Here is a 15822-nt window from a genome sequence, read left to right on the forward strand (position 1 = left end):
GGCCGGCATCGGGCGGGGTCGGGGGCGGTATCAACGCGCTGATGGTCCCGTCCGCACCGACCACTTCCCCTCCCCCCTCATTTCCCCTTCCCCTCTTTCACGTCTTTCACGTCCCTCCGAAAACGACGACCGCCCTCCGCGGCCGATGAGCGGTGTCGCTCGGCCACGGAGGGCGGTGCGTGTGGTGCGTACGGTTACGGGTTCCGCGTACGGTCACGGGTCCGGCGGGGCCGTCCCCTCGCGCGGTGGGCGGGTGCGCCCGGTCACGCGGGGAGCGCTCGGGCCCCGTCGGTCCGGCCGCCGGATCACCCGGCTACGCCGGTCCGGCCACCGGATCGCTCCCGCATCTCGGTGGCCGGATGACGTCCGCGCCGTGATTACTGGGTGATGCCCGCCTTCTTCTTACGGAGGAAGAAGACCGCGCCGCCGCCGACCACGACCAGCGCGACCGCGACGCCCGCGATCACCGGGGTGGCGCTGCTGGAGCCGGTCTCGGCGAGGTCGCCGCCGCCGGTGGTGCCGGTGGTGCCGGCGCTGCTGCCGCCGGCCGTGGCCGGGCTGGGCTTCGACGAGGGCTTACCGGGGGTGGTGCCGGCGGTCTTGCAGTCGAGGACCCCGGTGAAGGTCTTCGTGTAGCCGCCCTCACCCTTGATCGTGATCTCGTACGCCTGGTCCTCGCCGACCGGGACGGTGATCGTCTCGGACTTGCCCGGGGCGATCACGTGCTCCTTGCCGGAGAGCTGGAAGCGGAACGGCGCGTCACCCTTGTTGGTGGCCGTGACGTCCACGCCGCCCTTGGCGCAGTCCTTCTCCGCGGTGACGGCCGGGGCCGCGCCCTGCTTCTTCCAGGAGGCGGTGGCGGTGGCGGTCGCGGTGGACTCGCTGGAGCCGGCCAGGATCATGGTCTGGCTCTTGACGCGGCCGACGCTGCCGGTGAAGGCCCGGCCGACCGAGACCTTCGTGGCGGCCTGGGCGGTCAGCGACATCGCGCCGTCCTTCGTGCCGGCCGGCACGTCGAAGAAGAGCTTGGTGCCGTTGGACGCCTTGGTGACGGGCTTGCCGTCCGCGCCGACCACCTTCACACCGGCGGGGGCACCGGCGGCCGGGGAGACGGTCACGCTGCCGGCGTTGGTGTGCACCGTGACCGGGCCGAGCTTGCTGCCGGACTTGCCGGAGACGGCCGGCGGGTCCAGCTTCAGCGAGGCCTCGGGCTCGGCGAGGCTCTGCGCGCTCTTCTCCAGGTATGCGGCGAGCTTCTCGGCCGCCGGGTCGACGGCGTCGACCTTGACGTGGTCGGAGAAGCGCCAGATCGCGACCTGCGTACCGGCGGCAGCGGTCTTCTCGGTCAGGCTCGGCGCGCCGGCCTTCTTGGCGAGCGAAGCCAGGTCGTTCACCTGGGGGTACGAGTTCTGCAGGATCCAGCGGATCTTGCCGGCGTCCTTGTTGTCGTGCAGCGAGGACGCGCTCCAGGGCACCTCCTGGTACTTCGCCATCTGCTGCGTCGGCGTGCTGATGTCGATGCAGTACGTCTGGAGGGTGCCGCCGTTGTCGACCTTCATCTCGAAGAGTCCGGCGCCGATCTCCTGATCGTGACCGTTGGCGTGGAGCACCGCCTGGCCGTAGGTCTTCAGACCGTCCAGCGTCGCGCTGGCGCCTCCGTGAGCGGGCGTCGTGTCGTCCGCGGCAGCGGGACCCGCGGTCGCTATCGCACCCGCCGCGACGAGGCCCGACGCCAGCACCGCGGCGGCAAGGCGGGCTGCGCCCCGCCTCTTCACTGAAATCATGAATTTCCCCTCTGGGCGAGGCGGGATCGATTGGGGAGAGGCCTCGCCGGAATGAACCCAAGGAACTCAACAGCCGAATACATCAGCCCCCGTGAGTACTCGTGAGTACCCGTGAGTACCCGTCGGATCCTAGAGAGCGGGCGCAACAGGGTCCCCCGTAATACCGTCCCATAAGCGATCCGAATCGCAATCGTTACCGACTTCACCCCGCTTGACCTGGCATTATCGACAAATCTCCGGGACTTTCCGGGCACTGACGCCTTCTCAGGCGTATCGCTCACCGAGGTGGCCGGACAGGCACCGGAAGTGATAAAGGAGACGGCGCGCCGTGGCAGCCCGATTACACAATGTCAGGAACCGACAACGGTGGCCTCCGGAACGGTGATTGCGGACGACGCGCAGCGGTCGCCCACACCCGGCGGTGACTTGTCGCCCAATTCGACAGCATCAGCCAGGGGCGGGCTGCTGCCGCCCGCAGCACCGGGTTCCGCACCGGGTTCCGCACCGGACGGCGCACCGGATGCGGCATCGGATGCGGCATCGGATGCGGCATCGGATGCGGCATCGGATGCGGCATCGGATGCGGCTTCGGATGCCGCCCCAACCGCCGCCCCGGCCACCCCCTCCCCGGCCGCCGCTCCGGGGTCCGCCTCAACCCTCGCTGCAGGCTCCGCCCCAACTGCCGCTCCGGACATCGCTCCGGCCGCTGGGGCCGGGAGCGACCAGTCGGGTTCGGCCGGTGCGCGATCCGGCAGCATCTGCGGCACCTGCGGTGCCGCCCCGTGCCCAACCGGTGGGGCCGCCGGCGCCGACAGGGGCGGTGGCGCCAGTGGGAATGCGGGCGCCGGTGGGAACGGTGCCGCCGGTGCCCGGGTATCGGGCACCCACCCGTCGGCGGAGGACGGCACCACCGCCTCCATCCGCGGCCGGGTGATCCGACGGAACGCGGAGGTGCCGCGCGTCAGGTCGTGCCCGACCGCCACCGCGTCCACCTCGACCGACACCCGCCGCTGTCCGCCCTTGTCCTCGGGCAGTTCCCGGTCCCACACCCGCATACGGCCGTGTACGACGAGTGGTTCGCCGCGCGAGACCGACGCGGCGACGTTGTCCGCGAGCGCCCGCCACGCGCGGATCGTGTAGAAGCTCGGGTCCCCGTCGACCCAGCAGCCGCGCTCCTTGTCCCAGCGCCGCGAGGACGTCGCCAGCCGGAACCGCGCCATCGCATGGCCCGCCGTGGTCTGCCGGTGCTCCACCGCCGTCGCGGCGTTCCCCACCAGCGTCACCATCGTGTCGTACATCGTCATCAACTCCCCCGTCGCGGAGCCCCCGGCGGGCCCTCCGGCCCGGTCCCGGGCCTGCTCGCGTGGAACCCATGCTGCACGGATTCGCCGATGCCCGCCGGGGCCTGTGCGTTACCACCCGGTTGTGGACAACTCCGTCACCCCGACGGGGTTCACCCCGTGGCGGACCGTCGCGCCCACGCTCACAGCCCCGCCGCCACCGCGTACTGCTCCCGCACCTCCCGGTAGCGCAACAACTCGGCGGCGACCGGCTCCAGCACCGCGGCACGCCCGCAGACCGCCGCCGCCGTCCGCAGCCGGCGCTCCGCCTCCTGGCCGTACCGGCGGGCCGGGCCGCGCCCCGCCACGCCGCACGCCCACGACAGCGCCGGGCCGCCCGCCGTCCCGATGGCCGTCACCAGCAACGCGGACAGCCATTCCCCCGTCTCGGCCGCGCCCACCGCCACGGCCAACAGCCACAGCACCCCGGTCACCTGCAACAACGTCAGCAGCCCTTGCGCCACGGCAGTCACCGACCACCACCGCGGCCGTACCTTCGGCCCGGCCCGCAGGGCCCCCTCGGAGACCGCCGCCGCCCGGTCCAGCGCCTCGGGCAGCCCCTCGGCACCCCGGGTCGCCGCTTCGCGCACCGCCTGCGCCCAGGGCCCGGGCAGCCCCTCCGACGCTTCCCCCGCCACGGTCCGTACGGCCTGCTCCACCAGCGGCCGCGCCGTCGCCCGCCCGTCCACCGGAACCCAGCCGCCCACCGTTGCGCACGTGTCGTCGGCACCCGCATCGGCGCCGACGTCCACCTCCGTACACGCGTCCCGGTGCCACAGCCGCGACGCCCCCGTACGCCCCGGGCTCGTACGCCCGCTGCCCGGCCGTCCGCCCCGGCCACGCGCCCCCGCCCGTCTGCGCAGCCGTAGCCGTAGCCAGGGCGTGCCGCACGCCCGCTCCGCATGCCGCAGCCAGTCGCGCTCCGCCGCGCTGCCCATCGCTCCGGCGCCGACCGCCTCGGCGAGCCAGTCCTCGAACTCCTCCCGGGCCGGTTCCGTCAGCCCGTACCGCCCGTCCGCCACGTAGGCGGGCCACAGCCGGCCCGCCGCCGCGTCCACGTCCGCGGTCAGCCGCCGGTCCGCGGCACCCCGCTCCACGACGAACTGCCGCAACGTTTCCCGAAGCTCTCCGACGCCCTCCCCCGTGGCCGCCGACAGCGCCAGTACGGCCGCGCCCGGCTCACCGTGCTCCCCGAGGGCCAGCCCGTCCTCGTCCAGCAGCCGCCGCAAGTCGTCCACCACCTGTACGGCGGCGTCCCCCGGCAGCCGGTCCACCTGGTTGAGCACGACGAACATGACCTCGGCATGGCCCGCCAGCGGACGCAGATACCTTTCGTGCAGCACCGCGTCCGCGTACTTCTCCGGGTCGACGACCCAGATCACCGCGTCCACCAGCTTCAGCATCCGGTCGACCTGCTCGCGGTGCCCGACGACTGCGGAGTCGTGGTCGGGCAGGTCCAGGAGGACGAGGCCGGGCAACGCGGCGGCGCCGGGGGCCGGCGCGTACCTGCGGCGCGCCGACACGCCGAGCCTGTCCAGCAGCGCTTCCGCGCCCGGCCACCCGCCGGACCACACACAGGCCACCGGCTCCGCGGTCGTCGGCCGACGCGCGCCCACATCCGACCGGTCGGCGCCCGCCAGCGCGTTGAACAGCGACGACTTGCCGCTGCCGGTTGCTCCGGCGACCGCGACGACGGTGTGCTCACCGGACAGCTCGTACCGCTCGTCCGCCGCGTCCAGCACCCGCCCCGCCTCGGCCAGCGTGGCCCCGTCCAGCCGTGTCCGGGACAGCCCGATCAGCTCACGCAGAGCGTCCAGCCGCGGCCTCAGCCGCTCCGCCGGGGACCGCCGCTTCCTGGCGGCCCCGGGCCCGTACTCCCGCATCTCCGGCAGGCGGTCCCGTCTGCCCCGCTGCTCCTGTACAGGCTCTCCCGGCTCCTTCAGTACGGACAGTACGGCTTCGAGTTCGTCCTCCCCCTCGTCCTCCCACTCCTGCCAGTCACGCTGCCTGCGCCACTCGTCGTCATCCAGCCACTCGTCCTGCGCGAGCCACTGATCCCGCTCGTCCCACTCCTGCGACTCGGCCCGGTCCCGCCACTCCTGCTCTGGGGCGGGGCGGCGCCCAGCGGCGTGCTTCGAATCAGAGCCGCCCTTCGCGCGGCGGGCGATCAGGCCGTCGTCCCAGGAGGAGGGTGTGCTGGGGGTGCTGGGGGCGCTGAGGGGCGAGGTGGCTTCCGGGGTGGGGGGGTCTGCGTTCGGGCCGGTGGCTGCCGAGGGCGGGGCAGGGTCGAAGGGGTGGGTGTGGGAGGCGTAGTTCGGAGCAGGATTCGGGGCCGGACGCGAGCCCGGGGCCGGGCCCGGGTTCGGCCCCGGGCTCGCGTCCGGCCCCGTTCCAGTCCGAGGGGCTGTTGGCACCTCGGCGGCCGTTTCCTGTGCCCCCGGTTCGGGCGCGTACTCAGGCGCGGCCTCCCGTACGCCATCCCGTACGGGAGGCCGTACGGACCTCCGTACCCCCGCATCCACGCCCGCCGGATCCGCACCTTCCGGAGCCCCCGCCGTCCCTCCGCCCCCCTCTCCGTACTCTTCACGTTCCCCCCTCCCGAACTCCCCCTCCGAACGCCCTAGAGAAGCAGTCACCGCGTCACCCTCTCCTTCTGAAGTAGAGACAGCGCGGCGATCAGCGCGGCCTGGTGATCCGGCCGTACGCCCAGCGACTCCAGCGGCGCCAAGCGCCGCTCACGTTCGCCGTCCAACGCGCGCTGAAGGTACGTTTCGAGCAGCCGGCCGCCCCGTTCGCGCAGCCGTTCCGCGGCCTGAGCGCCCATCAGGCCGGCGAGCGCCTCGCCCGCCGTACGGGCTCGCCGGCCGCCCAGCAGCGTGGTGGCAAGCAAGGCCGCCGCTTCCTCGGGGTCGGCCATGGACTTGGCCCGTTCCCCGGCCCGCACCGTCCCGCGCCCCGTGCGCCCGCCGCGGGCCGCACGCGCCTCCCGTACGCCCTCCTCCGCCAGTTCCTCCAGGCAGCGCCGCCAGCGCCGTACGACGACGCCCAGGCGGGCGGCCGAGGCCGCCGCGTCCGCCGCCTCGGTCAGGGGCGCGTCCGCCGACGCGGGGTCCCGGTGCCACGCCTCAGCGGCCCGCTCGTCGGCCTGTTCCACGGCGCAGCGCAACAGGGAGGTGAGGCCGTGGGTGAGCGCGTCCAGGAGTTCGTCGGGGCGGCCGCCGAGTTCGTGGTCGCGCCAGTGGGCCCGTGCGTCCCCGGACAGCACCTCGCCCTGTTCGATCTCCCGCCGCACCCGCGCCGCCGCCTCCTCGTACGCCTGCTCCACCTGGTCGGCCAACCGCACCGCCGCCGCGTGCTGAGCGGCGGAGGCACCGGCGAGGGCGGGCATACGGGAGCGCAGTGAGGCGAGCACCCCGGAGGTGGTACGAGCCGCCGCCGCGTTCCGTACCGCGGTGTCCTGGGCGTGCCGTTCCAGCCAGCGTCGCAGCGGCGCAACCGCCGTGGCGGGCAGCAGGCCGCTGCCGCCGCCTGCCGACTCGGGCAGTTCGGGGATGGTGAAGCGGGGCACGTCGCCGAGCCCGGCGCGGGTCAGCAGTGCCGCGTACCGCGCCGAGATGTCGGCGGCGATCTGGTGCGGCACCCGGTCCAGCACCGTCACCAGCGTGACGTCGTACTCCTTCGCCGTACGCAGCAGGTGCCACGGCACCGCGTCCGCGTACCGGGCGGCGGTGGTGACCAGCACCCATACGTCGGCCGCGCAGATCAGCTCGGCGGCGAGTTCCCGGTTGCGCGCGACGAGCGAGTCGATGTCCGGGGCGTCCAGGAGGGCCAGGCCGCTGGGGAGCGCCGCGTCCGTCTCGATACGCAGGGGGGCCATGCCCGCGGTGTCCGCGGTGTCCGCGGACACCGCAGCGCCCCCGGCATCCTCGGAGGCCGCCGCCTCGCCCGCCCGGTGATCCCCACCCTCGCACGGGTCCGTTTCGTCGTACGGCCGCGTCCCGTCGTACGGCCCCGTACCGTCGTACGGCCCCGTACCGTCGTACGGCCCCGTACCGTCGTACGGCCCCGTACCGTCGTACGCGTCCATGCCATCGGGGCCGTCCTGCTCGGGCACGCGGACCCGGGTGAACTGCGGCAGTACGCGCCGGTCGGCGAACCAGTGGCGGTCGTCCGGGTGGCAGACGAGCACCGGTGTGCGTGTCGTCGGACGCAGCACACCGGCCTCGCTGACACGTCGGCCGACCAGCGAATTGACGAGCGTGGACTTGCCGGCCCCGGTCGATCCGCCGACGACCGCGAGCAACGGTGCCTGAGGAGAGCGCAGCCGGGGCATCACATAGTCGTCAAGCTGGTCCAGCAACTCGGACCGGGTACGCCGGGCGCGGGCGGCGCCGGGCAGTGGCAGCGGGAAGCGCGCGGCGTCGACGCGGTCGCGCAGCGCGGACAGAGCGTCAAGGAGCCGGGGTTGTACGTCCAAGGTTGCCACACGTGCAGAATGCCCAATTTTGGCGGGTTTTTGAAGCGTATAGCCCTCTGTGCGTGCCGCATAAATCGCCACAGAGCGGGATCAGCGACGCATGAGGCAGTCGCGATCAGAGGGGCGCAGGCATAACGAGTGCACAACACCCGACGCGTGAGGCGCCAAAAACGGTGCAGAATTCGTACCTGCCTGCGATTATCGGGACCGCTTCACCGAACCTCCACAACGTGCCACGGAGGTGAAGCAACCGGGACGAGGCACACGGAGCCCTATCCTTGTCGGCGGCCCGTGATCCACGCCCACCACCTGGCCCCCGTAGCTCAGTGGATAGAGCAGGTGCCTTCTAAGCACTTGGCCGCAGGTTCGAGTCCTGCCGGGGGCGCACATCCTTCACCGCCGGGTCCCCGGGACGCGGCGGCGTGAAGGCAGCTCGCCGGTCACCGCGTCCGCCGAGGTGACTCTCCGTAGCGGGAAGTGCCGCGCGACAAGGCGAAGTCGTTCGTCCGCGCGCACGGACGGACCGGTGAATTACGCGGACCCTGCCTCCCACCCCGCCGACGCGCTACGTGACGCGCCCCGGCCAGGCCCGGCGTACGGACGTCGGCCGCTCCCCCTACTTCCCCTGCTCGCGCTTCAGCGCCCGGCGTTCCCGCCCGTTGGGGTGGCGGATCACCACGCCGGCCATCCCCACGGAGCCGGTGAGGCGGATCAACGGGGTGTCCGGGAGCCGCTCGGGGGTGGTCTTGTTCCTGAGGGTGCCCATGCCGGGGGCGATGCCGTCGATGTCCGCGGCCCAGCCCTCGGGGATGATCACGGTGACGCCCGCCATCTCGCCGTACGCCTCCACCTCGATCTCGGGCAGCCGGCATTCGGTGCGGGTGAAGTCGAGCCGGACGCCGCCCATGCCGCCATGGGCGGTGATGTGCGCGGGAACCTTCCAGCGGCCCGCCCGGGCGGCGCCGTGGAAACCACCCTTGAGGACCAGCGGTTCCCCTGGGTCCAGTACGGAGGCGGAGCGGGGCAGGTCGGCGGTGAGCGGTGCCAGGTCGGCGAACGTCTTGGCGGTGAGCGCCTGCTCCAGCCGGGCGTCCAACTCGTCGAGGTCGAGGCGGACCTCGGCCGCCGCCTCCCTGAGCTGCTCCACCACGGCGTCCCGGTCGGAGTGGGAGGCGCGCAGCTCGCCCCGGTCGGCGGATTCCGGAACCTTGGCGGTCATGGCGCCGATGATACGAACAAAGTGGCGCCGTAGGGCCTGTGACCGCTGCGCTCGCGCCGGCACAGGAGCGTGCGACCGTTCGTACGCGCCTTCATCGGGTGCTGGCACCCAGGCGCACGGGCGGGTTTGCCCCACCACGATCGGGGCCCTGGCCCGACTGTGTTCCACCGCTCCTCGCACCAGCATGTAAGGCGATCGGCGATCGCCTTACATGACGGACTTCCGGCCGGCCCGTGGCACCCCGCGGGCCGGCCGTGTGCGAGGAGAGGAATGCTGCCATGCCGCGTCCCACCGGAAGAGCGGGTGCCGGAGCATGAGCCTGGACGAACGGTCCCGCCCCCGTACCCCGCGCCTCTACCCGACCTCCGGCGGCACCGATCCGGTACGTCGTGACCGGGCCATCGACGGGCTGCGGGCGCTGGCACTGCTGGCCGTGCCGACCGGCCACTGGCTCGTGGGCGGATTCGTCCGCGACGCCGACAGTTCGCTGCACAACGCCAGCCCGCTGTCCTCGTTCGCCCCGCTGGCGCCGATCACCTGGGTGCTCCAGATGCTGGGCGTCTTCTTCCTCGTCGGCGGCTACGCCTCCGTCCTTTCCTTCCGGCGCGCCGCCGAGCGGGGCACGACGCCGGGCGACTGGCTGCGCGGCCGGCTGGCCCGGCTGCTCCGGCCGGCCGTCGGCGTCACCGCCGTCTGGGCCGTGCTCGCCGCCGTCCTCTACGCGGCCGGAGTGCCCGTCACGACGCTGCACACCGCCGCCACCCTGGTCGTCCAACCGCTGTGGTTCGTCGGTGTGTACGCGGTGGTGACCGCGCTGACGCCGTACTGCATGGCGGCCTCGCGGCGGCTCGGGGGCTGGGCGGCGGCACCGCTGGCGGCGGTCATCGCCGTCATGGATTTCCTGCGCTACGGACCGTTCGCCGACTCGATCCCGTACTGGGTGACGCTGATCAGCCTGATCCCCGGCTGGATGTTCGGCTACCAACTGGGGGTGTCCTGGGGCGAGAAGCGGCTCGGCAGGCGCGGCGCCTGGCTGCTGTTCGCGGGAGGTACGGCGCTCTTCGCGCTGCTGCTGCTCGTCTTCCACTACCCGGCGAGCCTGGTCGGCGTCCCCGGACACGACCGTACGAACTCGCACCCGCCGTCGTTGCTCGTTATAGCCCTGGCTGCGGCGCAGTCCGGCGCGGCGATCCTGCTGCGCGACCGCATCGCGGCCCTGCTGCGACGGCCCGCGCTGTGGGCGCCGGTCACGGCCGTCAACCGGTCCGCGATGACGATCCTGTGCTGGCACCAGACGGCGATGCTGGCGATCGCCGTACCGGCCTCCTTCGTCGGTACGACGGTGCAGGGCCTGACGACCGCACCGGACTTCCCCGCCTGGATGGCGACCCGCCTGCCGTGGCTGCCGCTCTTCGCCGTCACGCTCGTCCTCATCGCCCGGGTGGCGCGGCGGCTGGAGATGCCGTGGACAGGGGTGTCGCGGGGACGACGGGTTTGTGCGGGGGTGCTGGCGGTGGGGTTCGCGGCCTTCGCGTTGCGGTTGACGCTGGTGTAGTGGGAAAGCCGCACGTCAGGGAGGCGGAGCGGGAACGGCGGGAAAGATGTGAAGGGGAGGTACCGCTCCGTTTCGGAGCGGTACCTCCCCTTCAGTACGCCTGGCCGTCGGCCGACCCGGCCCGGTCCGGCCGGGCTCGGTACGTGTCCGTAACCCGTACCTGTGCGTGCCCAGTACCTGTCCGTACCCGGCACCTGTCCGTACCCGGAACCGGTTCGTACTCAGTCGGCCATGGCCTCCGCCAGGCTGCGGGGCCGCATGTCGGTCCAGTGCTCCTCGACGTAGTCCAGGCACGCCTGACGGCCCTCCGGGCCGAACACGCTCTGCCAGCCGGCCGGGATCTCCGCGAACGCCGGCCACAGCGAGTGCTGGTTCTCGTCGTTCGTCAGGACGTGGTACTGCGCCTCCGGGTCTTCGAAGGGGTTCGTCATGCGGGTGACCTCTCGGTGAAGGAGTTACCGGTGAGATTTGGATTATGCGGGAGGAGGCGCCGGTACCGAAGAGCAAGGGAGGGGTTCAGGGGGCTTTGCGGTACTTTGGAAGGTTCGATGGCCACCCGATGACCACCCGATGGCACGCTGCGGCCGTCTCGGATCCCCGGCGCACGGTCGCGGCGGGCGGCGTCGACCCTGTCCGGAAGTAAGCGCTTACGGCCGGGCCTTGCGGTCAGCTCGTACGGCCGGCACCTCGGCAGCCGAGTCGGCCCACCGCGAGCGAACGGATCCGGCTCAGCCCACCGCCAGCGAATGCAGATACCGCATCAACGTCATCAGCACGTCCCGGCTGGAGGACCGCAGCCGGGCGTCGCAGTCGACGATCGGCACCTCCGGAGGCAGGTCCAGGGCGCCCCGTATCTCCTCGACAGGGTGGACGGGCGCGTCCGGGAAGGAGTTGATGGCGACGACGAAGGGGACGCCGCGCTCTTCCAGGCGGCCGATGACGTCGAAGCTGACCTCCAGGCGGCGGGTGTCGATGAGGACCACCGCGCCCAGCGCGCCGTCGAACAGGCCGTTCCAGAGGAACCAGAAGCGCTGCTGGCCCGGTGTACCGAACAGGTACAGCACCAGTTCCTCGTTGAGACTGATGCGGCCGAAGTCCATCGCGACGGTCGTCGAGGTCTTGCGCTCGATGCCGACGATGTCGTCCACGCCGACACCGGCCTGGGTCATCGTTTCCTCAGTGGTCAACGGACGGATCTCGCTCACCGAGCCCACCAGGGTCGTCTTGCCGACCCCGAATCCGCCCACGATCACCACCTTGACCGCGGCGGCGGCCGTCTCGGGCAGTTCGTCCTCGCTCCGCGGCCCCTGGGCGGGGCGTTCGACGAGCGTCTCAGAGCTTTTGAAGTCCATGGATCACCGCCTCAATAAGGGCACGGTCGGGAAGTTGGGCGGGCGGTACGGGGGCGCGTGCCACCACCCGCCCGTCGGCCAGCAGGTCACCGAGCAGGACGGTGACCACGCTGACCGGCAACTGCAGGTAGGCGGAGAGTTCCGCCACGGACAGCGGGGAGTGGCACAGCCGGACAATCGACGCCTGCTCCGGCTGCATGCCCGGCTTCGGTCCGGTTTTCGACACGATCAGCGTGACCAGGTCGAGGGAGACGGTGTGGCCGGAGGCACCGCTGCGCCCGCCGGTGATCACGTAGAGCCGCTCGGGGCTCTGGTCCTCCCAGTCCTGGCCCGCTCCGCTCATGCCGCGTCCCCGCTTCGCCCCGCCGTGCCCCCGCGCGGCCCCCGACGCCTGCCGATCCGTTCGCCGCCGCCCTGGATCATGCGCCCTGTCCGTCGTGGCGCGGTGGGCTGCTGAGGTGCTCGCCGATCCGGGCCACCAGGTCACGCATCCGCTGTCCTATCAGCCCGGCGTCCACGCCCTCATCGGCCAGGACGGCCAGGTAAGCGCCGGCGCCCGCCGCCATCAAGTAGAAGAAGCCACCGTCCAGTTCGATCACGACCATGCGCATCCGGCCGTCGCTGTGCGGGAACTCCGCGGACACCGCACCCGCCAGACTCTGCAGGCCGGCGCAGGCCGCGGCCAGCCGGTCGGCGGTATCGGTGTCCGTACCGTACTGGGCCATGCGCAGGCCGTCCGAGGACAGCACGACCACGTGACGGGTCTGCGGAACGCTCTCCGCGAGATCCTTGAGCATCCAGTCCATGTTGGGCCGGTGCTGAATCATGGCTACTCACTCTTTTCCGACGACTCGTCACTCTTCTCACTGGCTGCACTTGCGGCACTGACTGAAGTCCCCGTACCGGCCGCGTGGGCCGGATCGCCGGTCCGGTCACCGACCGGGCCGGACTGCTCGGCGGGCAGGTCCGGGTGCGTATGCCCCGGCCGGACCGACGAATTCGTATGGCCGAAACGTTCCGGCTGGCCCGCCGGGCGCGTCGCGTCCAGCTGTCCCGACTGGCGCGGCTGACCAGGCTGTCCCGTCTGGCCTTGCTGTCCCGACTGGCTCGAATGGCCCGACTGGCTTTCGCCGGACAAGCCGCTCTGGAATGCGGCGAGCCACATACCGGGCTGCACCGGCGCGGCGTCCCCCGTCCCTCCAGCGGCGGGAGCGGCGGGAGAAGAGGCGGTGGGAGCGGCGTGCGCGCCGGGGGTCGTCGGAGGCAGGGGCGCGGTGGCCCGGGACTTGCGGCGCCGCTGCGGCAGCCCGTTGGCGGTCCGCTCGGTCACCACGGGGAGGTCATCCTGGGTCTCCTCCCGGACGTCGTCCCGGAGCTGCGGGGGCACTGCCGCTGCGGCAGGGGGCATCGACGGCGCGAACGGAGCCGCAGCCGAAGGCTGGGCTTGAGTCTGGGCCGGGAAACCGTTCTGAGGCCGACCCTGGAATCCGTTCTGAGCCTGGGCCTGGAACCCGTTCTGCGCCTGGGCCGGAAATCCGTTCTGCGCCTGAGCCGGGGACCCGTTCTGCGCCTGGGTCTGGGCCGGAGGCACGGGCGGGGCCGAAGATACGGACGGGGCCGGCGTGGCGTGCCGGGGACCGGTGGTCTGCGGGGCCGCGTTCACCTCGCGGCGTTCCGTACGGGCCGTACGCGGGCCGGAGGACGCGCCGATGCCGTGCGCGCGGCCGGTCGCGGCGGCCGTGGTGATCAGGTCCTGCGGAACGATCAGCACCGCGCGCACACCGCCGTACGCGGAAGGGCGCAGCGAGACCTGGAAGTTGTACGCCTGCGCCAGCCGGCCGACCACGGCGAGGCCGAGCCGCGGGGTCTCGCCCAGGTCGTTGACGTCGATGCCCTGCTGCGCCTGCTGGAGCATCCGCTCGGCCCGCTTGCGCGCCTCCTCGCTCATGCTGACGCCGCCGTCCTCGATCTCCACGGCGATGCCGGATTGCACCTCGACGGCGGTCAGGTGTACCCGGGTCTGCGGCGGGGAGTAGCGGGTGGCGTTGTCGAGCAGCTCGGCGAGTGCGTGGATCAGCGGCTCGACGGCGGTGCCGACGACCGCGACCTCCGACACGGAGTGCAGCTCGACGCGCTGGTAGTCGATGATCCGGGACATCGCGCCACGCAGCACGCTGAACAGCGGAACCGCCCGGCTCCACTGGCGGCCGGGGCGCGCGCCACCGAGCACGGCGATGGAGTCGGCGAGGCGGCCGATCAGAGCCGTACCGTGGTCCAGGCGGAGCAGGTCACCGAAGACTTCCGGGGACTGGCCGTGCCGGTCCTCCATGTCCCGCAGTTCCTGCGCCTGTTGGTGAACGATCGCCTGTACGCGGCGGGCGATGTTCACGAACGCGCGCTGGGCGGACTCACGCAGATCCTCCTCGCCGACGACGGCGTTGAGGGCGGAACGCAGTACGGCCTGGTGCGCCGCGGTGAACTCGGGCGTCAGGCCCGCCTCACGCGCATGACGCGTGATCTGCTCGGCCATCGCGGCGTGCACGTCCTCGGGGAACTCGCCGCGTCCGAGCCGGGCCACCACCTCGGGCAGCAGCTCCTCGGCCAGCCGGACGGTCTCGGTCTCCTGCCGGTCGAGTGCGGCCTGCTGCGCCGCGGCCCGCTCACGCAGCGCGGCAAGCGCCTGGCCGCGACGGGTGACCTCGCCGGTCACCAGCGCGACCGCCACCGTGGCGACCGCGCCGATCCAGATCACCGGCGTGCTCGCCTGCGAAGGGACCATCACGGTGGCGACGGCCGCGGCCACGGCGGTGGCCGCCGCGGGCAGTATCCACGCGAGAACCGAGGCAGGACGCGGCCCCTCGGGCGACGATCCTTCTCGAACCATCTGCACCCTAAAACCCTCAAAACATCGACAGATCACAGGACGTCTAGCGGGCCCCAGCTCCCCGTACGGCACCGCCACAGAGTGACCTGCGGTAACTGCCTTCATACACTGGGCCGGTAGTAGCATAACCGCCTTTGATCAAGGACTGACGCCAGGTCATGACCCGTCAGCGAAAGGCGGATCGGGTCACTCCGCCGACGTCGCTGGTCCTTTGCGGCCGGTACGGACGGGCCTTGTTGCGCCAATGACCGGTCGACGAAGGCCGCCGTGCGTAAATGTACGGGCAAGGTGCGTGCGCGGTGGGCACGACCCTGGACCTTGACGGGTGTGAGCGGGGCGGGGGCGGACCCTTGGTGGGCTTGACCGATCCCTTGCTGGGTTCGATCGGTCACTTGGCGGGCTTGAATGAGGCGCCTCGGAGGGCGGCTTTGTTGGTTCTCCTCAATGGGCCTCTTCGACAGGTTGCCCAGTGTGACGTCTCGACGGCGTGACGTATCGACGGGGTGCGCGGGCGAGGATGGCGGCATGACGACCCCGACCCGGTTCCGCACGTACTACGAGGACGAAGACCTTTGGCTGTACTTCGAGACGGATGAGGAGGGCTGGGCAACACGCCACATCGAGATCCGCGGAATGGACTCCCGCCCCGTGACAGCCGCCTCCTTGGAAGAGGTGCTGCACCTGCGTGACCACGCGGATGCCCCGGCGATGCTCCGCTACGAGCACCGATACGGCGTCCTGGCCGAGGGCCCTCTGGACGGCTGGCAGGACCAGCCCTACGCAGCCGAACTGCCGGCGGAAGAGTTCGACCATCTTTGGACCGAAGCCAGGCAAACCCTGAACACGCTGGCCGAACTTTCCAACGGAGCTCCATAGGCAGCCTCTGCTTTCGCGCAACGCCTGTAGGCATCGCGCACCTACCGGACGTGCTGGGTGACGGCTCCTGACCGACGCCATTACCTTCCCTGTCGCCGCCCTTCTCCCAAGACAACAACGGGAAGTCGCCCCGCCCCCGTCTCAAACTTCGGGACTCACTTACGGAGCCGGCTCGCCAACTGGTCGGTCGGATACGCCTGGAAGTGCGGGTGACGGCACATGCCGGGCCCCGCGTCCGTCGAGCGAGTTGCACCGGGGGGGGGAAGAAGGGTGGGGCGAGTGGGGCGAGGTGGGAACGGGAGAGGCGGAGCGGTGAGGGTGGGGAGACCTGCGGG

Annotated in this window: 11 protein-coding genes, 1 tRNA gene and 1 pseudogene; 3 read left to right on the plus strand and 10 right to left on the minus strand. The window is 71.9% G+C overall.

The features are described from left to right. Positions 1-377: 377 nt before the first annotated feature. The 4 genes from IH45_RS0140015 to IH45_RS0140030 all read right to left on the minus strand — a co-directional run bounded on the left by IH45_RS0140015 (position 378) and on the right by IH45_RS0140030 (position 7601). A complete protein-coding gene (locus IH45_RS0140015; protein WP_050515526.1) occupies positions 378-1784 on the minus strand; it encodes an LAETG motif-containing sortase-dependent surface protein in 1407 nt (468 codons plus the stop codon). 350 nt (positions 1785-2134) lie between these two features. Continuing rightward, positions 2135-3070, minus strand: a complete 936-nt coding sequence (locus tag IH45_RS1000000149625) for a single-stranded DNA-binding protein (RefSeq protein ID WP_234440862.1) — start codon at positions 3068-3070, stop codon at positions 2135-2137. A gap of 197 nt (positions 3071-3267) precedes the next feature. Continuing rightward, positions 3268-5007, minus strand: coding sequence for a YfjP family GTPase (locus tag IH45_RS0140025; protein ID WP_107058810.1), 1740 nt, complete (start codon positions 5005-5007; stop codon positions 3268-3270). 749 nt (positions 5008-5756) lie between these two features. Beyond that, entirely contained in the window at positions 5757-7601 is a 1845-nt protein-coding gene (locus tag IH45_RS0140030) for a dynamin family protein (protein WP_050515527.1), read from the minus strand. 312 nt (positions 7602-7913) lie between these two features. On the opposite strand from IH45_RS0140030, the gene IH45_RS0140035 reads away from it, so the two are divergent. Then, positions 7914-7986, plus strand: a tRNA-Arg gene (locus IH45_RS0140035). A gap of 231 nt (positions 7987-8217) precedes the next feature. On the opposite strand, the gene IH45_RS0140040 is transcribed toward IH45_RS0140035, so the two are convergent. After that, the gene (locus IH45_RS0140040; protein WP_030681067.1) at positions 8218-8820 is read right to left on the minus strand and encodes a DUF1707 SHOCT-like domain-containing protein; all 603 of its coding nucleotides are present in this window, start codon (positions 8818-8820) and stop codon (positions 8218-8220) included. Between the two features lie 313 nt (positions 8821-9133). Here IH45_RS0140040 and IH45_RS0140045 point away from each other — a divergent pair, with 313 nt between their 5' ends. Continuing rightward, positions 9134-10375, plus strand: a complete 1242-nt coding sequence (locus tag IH45_RS0140045; RefSeq protein WP_030681068.1) for an acyltransferase family protein — start codon at positions 9134-9136, stop codon at positions 10373-10375. A gap of 221 nt (positions 10376-10596) precedes the next feature. On the opposite strand, the gene IH45_RS0140050 is transcribed toward IH45_RS0140045, so the two are convergent. The 5 genes and pseudogenes from IH45_RS0140050 to IH45_RS0140070 form a co-directional block, all read right to left on the minus strand. Then, on the minus strand, positions 10597-10806 hold the full coding sequence (locus IH45_RS0140050) for an MbtH family protein (RefSeq protein WP_030681070.1): 210 nt from the start codon (positions 10804-10806) through the stop codon (positions 10597-10599). Between the two features lie 297 nt (positions 10807-11103). Then, on the minus strand, positions 11104-11727 hold the full coding sequence (locus tag IH45_RS0140055) for a GTP-binding protein (RefSeq protein WP_030681073.1): 624 nt from the start codon (positions 11725-11727) through the stop codon (positions 11104-11106). After that, positions 11708-12070 (minus strand): DUF742 domain-containing protein, encoded by a 363-nt coding sequence (locus IH45_RS0140060; RefSeq protein WP_030681075.1) that lies wholly within the window; start codon positions 12068-12070, stop codon positions 11708-11710. The genes IH45_RS0140055 and IH45_RS0140060 overlap by 20 nt, the downstream gene beginning before the upstream one ends. A 76-nt stretch (positions 12071-12146) precedes the next feature. Next, on the minus strand, positions 12147-12554 hold the full coding sequence (locus IH45_RS0140065; protein ID WP_030376561.1) for a roadblock/LC7 domain-containing protein: 408 nt from the start codon (positions 12552-12554) through the stop codon (positions 12147-12149). Positions 12555-12940: 386 nt separating this feature from the next. Beyond that, a pseudogene (locus IH45_RS0140070) lies at positions 12941-14611 on the minus strand (sensor histidine kinase); the annotation flags it as partial. 525 nt (positions 14612-15136) lie between these two features. On the opposite strand from IH45_RS0140070, the gene IH45_RS0140075 reads away from it, so the two are divergent. Then, positions 15137-15487: a hypothetical protein gene (locus tag IH45_RS0140075; protein ID WP_032919304.1), complete on the plus strand. Its 351-nt coding sequence runs from the start codon at positions 15137-15139 to the stop codon at positions 15485-15487. Positions 15488-15822: the final 335 nt, after the last annotated feature.

It is taken from the genome of Streptomyces rimosus subsp. rimosus (assembly GCF_000720725.1).
GTDB classification, from domain to species: Bacteria; Actinomycetota; Actinomycetes; order Streptomycetales; family Streptomycetaceae; genus Streptomyces; species Streptomyces rimosus_A.